A 7,498-nucleotide genomic window follows, 5' to 3' on the forward strand; every position below is an offset into this window, starting at 1 on the left:
CTCGCGAGACGGTCGACGGGAGGGTCATGGGTGGCGAGCTGTTCTTCCTCGGGCTGGCGGTCGCCGTGGCCCTCGTCGTGGGCCGGGTCATGGCCGGCAGGGTCCCGGTGCCCGAGCCGATCCTGCTGGTCGCGCTCGGGCTGTTGATGAGCCTGCTGCCGGGCGTGGAGAACGTGCGCGTCGACCCGGAGATCGTGCTCAACCTGTTCCTGCCGCCGCTGGTCTACCACGCCGCCTTCCTCACGGCGCCGCGCGAGACACGCGCGGACGCGGGTCCCATCGCCATCATGGCCTTCACGTTGACCTGCGCGACCGCGCTCGGCGTCGCGTTCGCGGTGGGCTGGGCCGTACCCGATCTCACGTGGGCGGCGGCGCTGGCGCTCGGCGCGGCGGTCGCGCCCACCGACCCCGTCGCCGCGACCACCGTCATGAAGCGGGTCGGCGCGCCACGCAGGCTGGTCACGATCCTGGAAGGCGAGAGCCTGGTCAACGACGGCGTCGCGCTGACCATGTTCGGGCTCGCGCTGGCGGCGCTGGCCCACGAGGTCACCGCCGCCGACACGGCGGTCGAACTGGCCAAGGTCGTCGCCGGCGGCATCCTGTACGGCATGGCGGTCGCCTGGGTGATCGGCAGGCTCAGGCCGCTGGTCAGGGAGCCGGGCGCGCAGATCGTGCTGTCCCTGGTCACGCCGTTCGTCGCCTACATCCCCGCCGTGCAGCTCGGCCTCTCCGGCGTACTCGCCACGATCGTGGTCGGCTTCCGGCTGGGCATCAAGGGCCAGGGCGTCCTGCAGCCCGCCTCCAGGCTGGCGGGACAGGTCTTCTGGGAGGTTCTGGTCTTCCTGCTGGAGTCGACGCTGTTCGTGCTGCTGGGCCTGGAGATCACCGACGTGTTCGCCGCCATGCGCGGGCAGTCGTGGCCGCATGTGGCCGGTACCGTCCTGCTGGTCATCGCGGTCACAGTGCTCCTGCGGATGCTCTGGACCATCGTGGTCGTGCCGCTGCTGCGCTTCAGGCGCTTCGAGACCATCGACGTACGGCAGCGCGTCGTGATGGGCTGGGCGGGCATGCGCGGCGCCATCACGCTGGCGATCGCCCTGTCCATCCCGCTCGGTGTGGAGAACAGGCCCCTGCTGCTGTTCCTGGCCACCTGCGTCGTGCTGGCGACGCTCGTGGGACAGGCCACGACGCTCGCGCCGCTGCTGCGCAGGCTGGGCCTCGGGGAGAGCGAGGCGGAGGTCAAGGAGGAGGCGGCCGGCAGGGCCGCGATGCTGGAGGCCGCGCTGGCTCGCATCGACGAGATGGCCGCCGACGACCGTGTCGACGACCGCACGGCCGACGTCTACCGCCAGCTGTTCGAACTGCGCCTGGACAGGGTCCGCTCGATCCTCGACGAGGAGGACGAGCGCCCCGAGATGGGCAAGCTCAGGAAGGAGCTGGTCAAGGCGCAGAGGGACAAACTCGGCCAGCTCTACCGCAAGGGCCGGATCGGCGCGCGCACGCAGCGCAAACTCCTGCACGAACTGGACTTGGAGGACCGCAGGCGCGCCTCCGGAGGCCACTGACGCCGACCTGCGCCGTCAGCGAACAGTCCGTGGACCGGGCATGACCTGTGGGCCGTGCGCGTTAAGGTCACAAGCAAAGCCCATCGATTACGACGCATCGGAAGGTGACGCTGTGACCAGCCCGCCGACCTTCTATCAGCCCGAGTCGCGAGGCCGTGAGAACGGCTCGTCCTTCCGGCTTGAGGACCAGCTCTACCAGCGCCTGCTGCGCGAGCGCATCATCGTGCTCGGCACGGACGTCAACGACGAGATCGCCAACCGCATCTGCGCCGAGTTGCTGCTGCTCGCGGCCGACGATCCCGACCGCGACATTTACCTGTACATCAACTCGCCTGGCGGGTCCGTGACCGCAGGCATGGCGATTTACGACATGATGGAATACGTGCCGAACGACGTGGCCACGGTTGCGATGGGCCTGGCGGCTTCCATGGGGCAGTTCCTGCTCTGCGCCGGCGCCTCTGGCAAGCGTTACGCGTTGCCGCACGCCCGCATCATGATGCACCAGCCTTCGGGCGGCATCGGCGGCACCGCCGCCGACATCGCCATCCAGGCCGAGCAGATGCTCTACGTGAAGAAGACGCTGGCCGAGCGGATCGCCTTCCACACCGGCCAGCCGCTGGACCAGATCGAGGCCGACTCCGACCGCGACCGCTGGTTCACCGCCGACGAGGCCAAGGACTACGGGTTCATCGACCACGTGGTCCGCAGCGCGCGCCAGGTGTCCTCGCAGGGCACCGTTTCCTAGGGGGAGCTGAGAAGTGAACATCGAGAGCCGCTACGTTCTCCCCTCCTTCGTCGAGCGCACGTCCTACGGCGTGAAGGAGATGAACCCGTACAACAAGCTCTTCGAGGACCGCATCATCTTCCTCGGAGTGCAGATCGACGACGCGTCCGCCAACGACGTCATGGCGCAGTTGCTGACGCTGGAGTCGCTCGATCCCGACCGTGACATCAGCATCTACATCAACTCGCCCGGCGGGTCCTTCACGGCCATGACGGCGATCTACGACACGATGCAGTTCGTCAGGCCGGAGATCCAGACCGTCTGCCTCGGCCAGGCCGCCTCCGCGGCGGCCGTGCTGCTGTCCGGCGGCACGCCCGGCAAGCGGTTCGCGCTGCCCAACGCCAGGGTCCTGATCCACCAGCCCTCCACCGAGGGCGGCGGCCAGGGAAGCGACATCGAGATCCAGGCCCGGGAGATCCTGCGCATGCGATCCCTCCTTGAGGAGATCATTGCCAAGCACTCGGGCAAGCCAGCGGCCGAAGTTCGTAAGGACATCGAACGCGACAAAATTCTCAACGCCGATGAGGCCAAGGCGTATGGTCTGATCGACGACATCATCCCGGCCAGGAAGAAGCGAGCTCAGGCCGTCGCTTCCTGATCGAGACGCGACGCACCGGAGCGGTGCCCAATTGGGCACGTTCCGGTGCGACTCGCCGCCAGGGGGCTCACTGAGGGCCCAGAAGACGGTAACGTCGAAACCTGAGCGGTTCGGACCGGGTCCGGAGGATACGGATCGCGGGAGCAGGGCGGTCCCACGCAAAGGAGTATCTGGGGTGGCACGCATCGGCGACGGGGGAGACCTGCTGAAGTGCTCTTTCTGCGGGAAGAGCCAGAAGCAAGTCAAGAAGCTCATCGCCGGTCCCGGCGTCTACATCTGCGATGAGTGCATCGATCTCTGCAACGAGATCATCGAGGAGGAGCTCTCCGAGTCCTCCGAGCTCAAGTGGGACAATCTTCCCAAGCCGAGAGAGATCTACGAGTTCCTCGACGCCTACGTCATCGGCCAGGACAAGGCCAAGAAGGCGCTCTCGGTGGCGGTGTACAACCACTACAAGCGGGTGCAGTCGGGCGACCGCGGCAGGGACGACGGCCTGGAGCTGTCCAAGTCCAACATCCTGCTTCTCGGTCCCACGGGATCCGGTAAGACGCTGCTGGCGCAGACGCTGGCCAAAATGCTCAACGTGCCGTTCGCCATCGCGGACGCCACGGCGCTCACCGAAGCCGGCTACGTCGGCGAGGACGTCGAGAACATCCTGCTCAAGCTCATCCAGGCGGCCGACTACGACGTCAAGAAGGCCGAGACGGGCATCATCTACATCGACGAGGTCGACAAGATAGCCCGCAAGAGCGAGAACCCCTCGATCACCCGCGACGTCTCGGGCGAGGGCGTGCAGCAGGCGCTGCTGAAGATCCTGGAAGGCACGACGGCCTCGGTGCCGCCGCAGGGCGGGCGCAAGCACCCGCACCAGGAGTTCATCCAGATCGACACCACCAACGTGCTGTTCATCTGCGGCGGCGCGTTCGCCGGGCTCGAGAAGATCATCGAGTCGAGGGTCGGCAAGAAGGGCATCGGCTTCAACGCGATCATCCGGTCGAAGGAAGAGATCGACTCCGCCGACATCTTCGGCGACGTGATGCCGGAGGACCTGCTGAAGTTCGGCATGATCCCCGAGTTCGTCGGCCGGCTGCCCGTCATCACCTCGGTGCACAACCTCGACCGTGAGGCGCTCATCCAGATCCTCACCGAGCCGCGCAACGCCCTGGTCAAGCAGTACCGCAAGCTGTTCGAGATCGACGGGGTCGAGCTCGAGTTCACCGACGACGCGCTCGAGGCGATCGCCGACCAGGCGATCCTGCGCGGTACGGGAGCCCGAGGCCTGCGCGCCATCCTGGAGGAGGTGCTCCTGTCGGTCATGTACGAAGTGCCGTCCAGGCAGGACGTCGCCCGGGTGGTCATCACCCGCGAGTCCGTGCTGGAGCACGCGATCCCCACGCTCGTCCCGCGCGACCAGCTGGCCGCCAAGCAGCAGCGCACCCCGCGCGAGAAGTCGGCCTGACCCGAAAAGGCCCTCACGGCGAGGCCCCCGGAGTCCGCTCCGGGGGCCTCGCCGTGTCCGGTGGGAGCGACGATTCCCCGGAAGTCGCCCGAGGTCCCTAAACTTGACCGCGTGACAACGCCAGAGCTGCCTACCCAGTACACGCCCGCCGACGTCGAGACCCAGAGCTACGAGCGCTGGGTAGCAGGCGGTTACTTCGGCGCGGACCCGGGCAGCGGGCGCGAGCCGTACTCGATCGTGCTGCCGCCGCCCAACGTGACGGGTGTGCTCCACATCGGCCACGCGCTCGACCACTCCATCCAGGACGCGCTCACCCGCCGCGCCCGCATGCGCGGCATGGAGACGCTGTGGCTGCCCGGCATGGACCACGCGGGCATCGCGACGCAGAACGTCGTCGAGCGTGAGCTGGGCAAGGAGGGGCTGTCCCGGCACGACCTGGGCCGCGAGGCGTTCATCGAACGCGTCTGGCAGTGGAAGGAAGAGTCCGGCGGCAAGATCCTCGGCCAGATGAAGCGGCTCGGCGACGGCGTCGACTGGTCGCGCGAGCGCTTCACCATGGACGAGGGGCTCTCGCGGGCCGTCCAGACCATCTTCAAGCGCCTCTTCGACGACGGACTGATCTACCGCGCCGAGCGCATCACCAACTGGTGCCCGCGCTGCCTGACCGCGCTGTCCGACATCGAGGTGGAGCACAGCGACGACGAGGGCGAGCTCGTCTCGATCCGCTACTCCGACGAGATCGTGGTCGCCACCACCCGGCCCGAGACGATGCTCGGCGACACGGCCGTGGCCGTCCACCCGTCCGACGAGCGCTACGCCCACCTCATCGGTACCGAGGTGGAGCTGCCGCTGACCGGGCGCAGGATCCCGGTCGTCGCCGACGAGCACGTCGATCCGGCCTTCGGCACCGGCTGCGTCAAGGTGACGCCCGCCCACGACCCCAACGACTTCGAGATCGGCCGCCGGCACTCCCTGCCGTCGCTGACCGTCATGGACGAGCGCGGCGTGATCACCGCGCACGGCCCGTTCCTCGGGCTCGACAGGTTCGAGGCCCGCCCCGCCGTGGTCGCGGCGCTGCGCCAGCAGGGCCTGATCGTCGCCGAGAAGCGGCCCTACCTGCACGCCGTCGGCCACTGTTCGCGGTGCAAGACCGTGGTCGAGCCGCGGCTGTCGCTGCAGTGGTTCGTCAACGTCTCGCCGCTGGCCAAGGCTGCGGGCGACGCCGTCCGCGACGGGCGCACCCGCATCCACCCGCCGGAGCTGGCCAAGCGCTACTTCGACTGGGTCGACGACATGCACGACTGGTGCATCTCGCGGCAGCTGTGGTGGGGCCACCGGATCCCCGTCTGGTACGGCCCGGCCGGAGAGGTCGTCTGCGTCGGTCCCGACGAGGACCCGCCCGCCGGCTACTTCCAGGACCCCGACGTGCTCGACACGTGGTTCTCCTCGGGACTGTGGCCGTTCTCGACGCTGGGCTGGCCGTCGCCGACGCCCGAGCTGGCCCGCTTCTACCCGACGACCGTGTTGGTGACGGGATACGACATCCTGTTCTTCTGGGTCGCCAGGATGATGATGCTGGGCCTGTACGCCATGGACGGCCAGCCGCCCTTCAGGACCGTGGCCCTTCACGGCATGGTCCGCGACCAGTTCGGCAAGAAGATGTCGAAGTCGTTCGGCAACGTGGTCGACCCGCTCGACTGGATCGACCGCTACGGCGCCGACGCCACCCGCTTCACGCTGTTGCGTGGCGCCAATCCCGGCTCCGACGTGGCCGTCAGCGAGGAGTGGGCGGCCGGCTCGCGCAACTTCTGCAACAAGATCTGGAACGCCACCCGCTTCGCGCTCATGAACGGCGCGACCACCGGCGAGCTTCCCACCTCGCTGACGGCGGCCGACCGCTGGATCCTGTCCAGGCTGCAGACCGTGATCAAGCAGGTCGACGAGGCGTTCGAGGAGTTCGAGTTCGCCAAGGTCTCCGACCTGCTCTACCACTTCGCGTGGGACGAGGTGTGCGACTGGTACCTGGAGCTCGCCAAGGTGCAGCTGTCCCAGGGGCTCGACCAGACCCGGATCGTGCTCGGGCACGTGCTCGACGCGCTGCTCAGGCTGCTCCACCCGCTGGTGCCGTTCGTGACGGAGGAACTCTGGCGCGCGGTCACCGGGAGCGAGTCCGTGGTGGTCTCCTCGTGGCCCGTGGCAGATGCCCGCTACGCCGACCCGTCCGCCGAGGTCGAGATCCTCGCGCTGCAGGAGCTGGTGACCGAGGTCCGCCGCTTCCGCTCCGACCAGGGGCTCAAGCCGGGCCAGAAGGTCGCGGCCAGGCTCTCCCTGTCGGGTACGGCTGTCGCCGCGCACGAGACGGCGATCAGATCGCTGCTCAAGCTGCAGGAGCCGGGAGAGTCGTTCTCGCCGACGGCGTCGTTCGTGGTGGGCGGGGTGACCGTGGAGATCGACACGGCCGGCGCCATCGACGTGGCGGCCGAGCGCAAGAGGCTGGAGAAGGACCTGGCCGTGGCCAGGAAGGACGCCGCCCAGGTGGCGGCGAAGCTGGGCAACGAGCAGTTCATGGCCAAGGCGCCGGAGGACGTGGTGACCAAGGTGCGGGCGAGGGCGGAGTCGTCCGCGGCCGACATCGTCAGGCTGGAGGCCCAGCTGGCGGCGCTGCCGACCGGCTGACCGACCGTGTGCGAAGGGCCCGGAGTCGTTTCCGACTCCGGGCCCTTCGCCATGTTTGGCCAACAAGGACCGGGGGAAGACCTATTCGTTACCGAAGATGGACGCCGCACGCGTGGGTGGCTGCTACTCTTTTCAAGGCGGGGCGACGTAGCCTGCGGCGCTTCGGATGTGAAGCTCTCGCAGGGACTGCTAGGCTCCCACCACCCTCTCTGAAAACTCACTTGATCTTCGGACGGCGTCCATGCGATTGGACAAGGCCCGGAAGCTAGAGTAAGTTGAGAGGGTTGCCCCGGAGACGGGGTGGTCGAGATTGTAGCCAGGTTCACCGGTTTGACATCAAATCGGACGAAATGGTAAAGTTAAGACATAACGAAGCGAGTGCGGCCGGGTGGTTGACGGTCAGGCGTCCGTTTCTT

The 7,498-nt window shown here is 67.8% G+C and carries 5 protein-coding genes; all 5 read left to right on the top strand.

Features of this window, described 5'->3' with window-relative positions:
- The first annotated feature begins 26 nt into the window (after nucleotides 1-26).
- The 5 genes from ACFSKW_RS14130 (at nucleotide 27) to ACFSKW_RS14150 (ending at nucleotide 7,082) form a co-directional block, all read left to right on the top strand.
- Nucleotides 27-1,565, top strand: coding sequence for a Na+/H+ antiporter (locus ACFSKW_RS14130; protein ID WP_379572674.1), 1,539 nt, complete (start codon nucleotides 27-29; stop codon nucleotides 1,563-1,565).
- Between the two features lie 112 nt (nucleotides 1,566-1,677).
- On the top strand, nucleotides 1,678-2,310 hold the full coding sequence (locus tag ACFSKW_RS14135; RefSeq protein WP_379572681.1) for a ClpP family protease: 633 nt from the start codon (nucleotides 1,678-1,680) through the stop codon (nucleotides 2,308-2,310).
- A 13-nt stretch (nucleotides 2,311-2,323) separates the two neighbouring features.
- Complete coding sequence (locus ACFSKW_RS14140) at nucleotides 2,324-2,947, top strand: ATP-dependent Clp protease proteolytic subunit (protein WP_379572675.1); 624 nt, start codon at nucleotides 2,324-2,326, stop codon at nucleotides 2,945-2,947.
- Between the two features lie 175 nt (nucleotides 2,948-3,122).
- Nucleotides 3,123-4,406 carry an ATP-dependent Clp protease ATP-binding subunit ClpX gene (clpX, locus tag ACFSKW_RS14145; RefSeq protein WP_379572676.1) on the top strand — a complete coding sequence of 428 codons (1,284 nt, stop codon included), beginning with the start codon at nucleotides 3,123-3,125 and terminating at the stop codon, nucleotides 4,404-4,406.
- A gap of 111 nt (nucleotides 4,407-4,517) precedes the next feature.
- Nucleotides 4,518-7,082: a valine--tRNA ligase gene (locus tag ACFSKW_RS14150; protein WP_379572677.1), complete on the top strand. Its 2,565-nt coding sequence runs from the start codon at nucleotides 4,518-4,520 to the stop codon at nucleotides 7,080-7,082.
- Nucleotides 7,083-7,498: the final 416 nt, after the last annotated feature.

Source organism: Nonomuraea mangrovi (assembly GCF_042681425.1).
GTDB classification, from domain to species: domain Bacteria; phylum Actinomycetota; class Actinomycetes; order Streptosporangiales; family Streptosporangiaceae; genus Nonomuraea; species Nonomuraea mangrovi.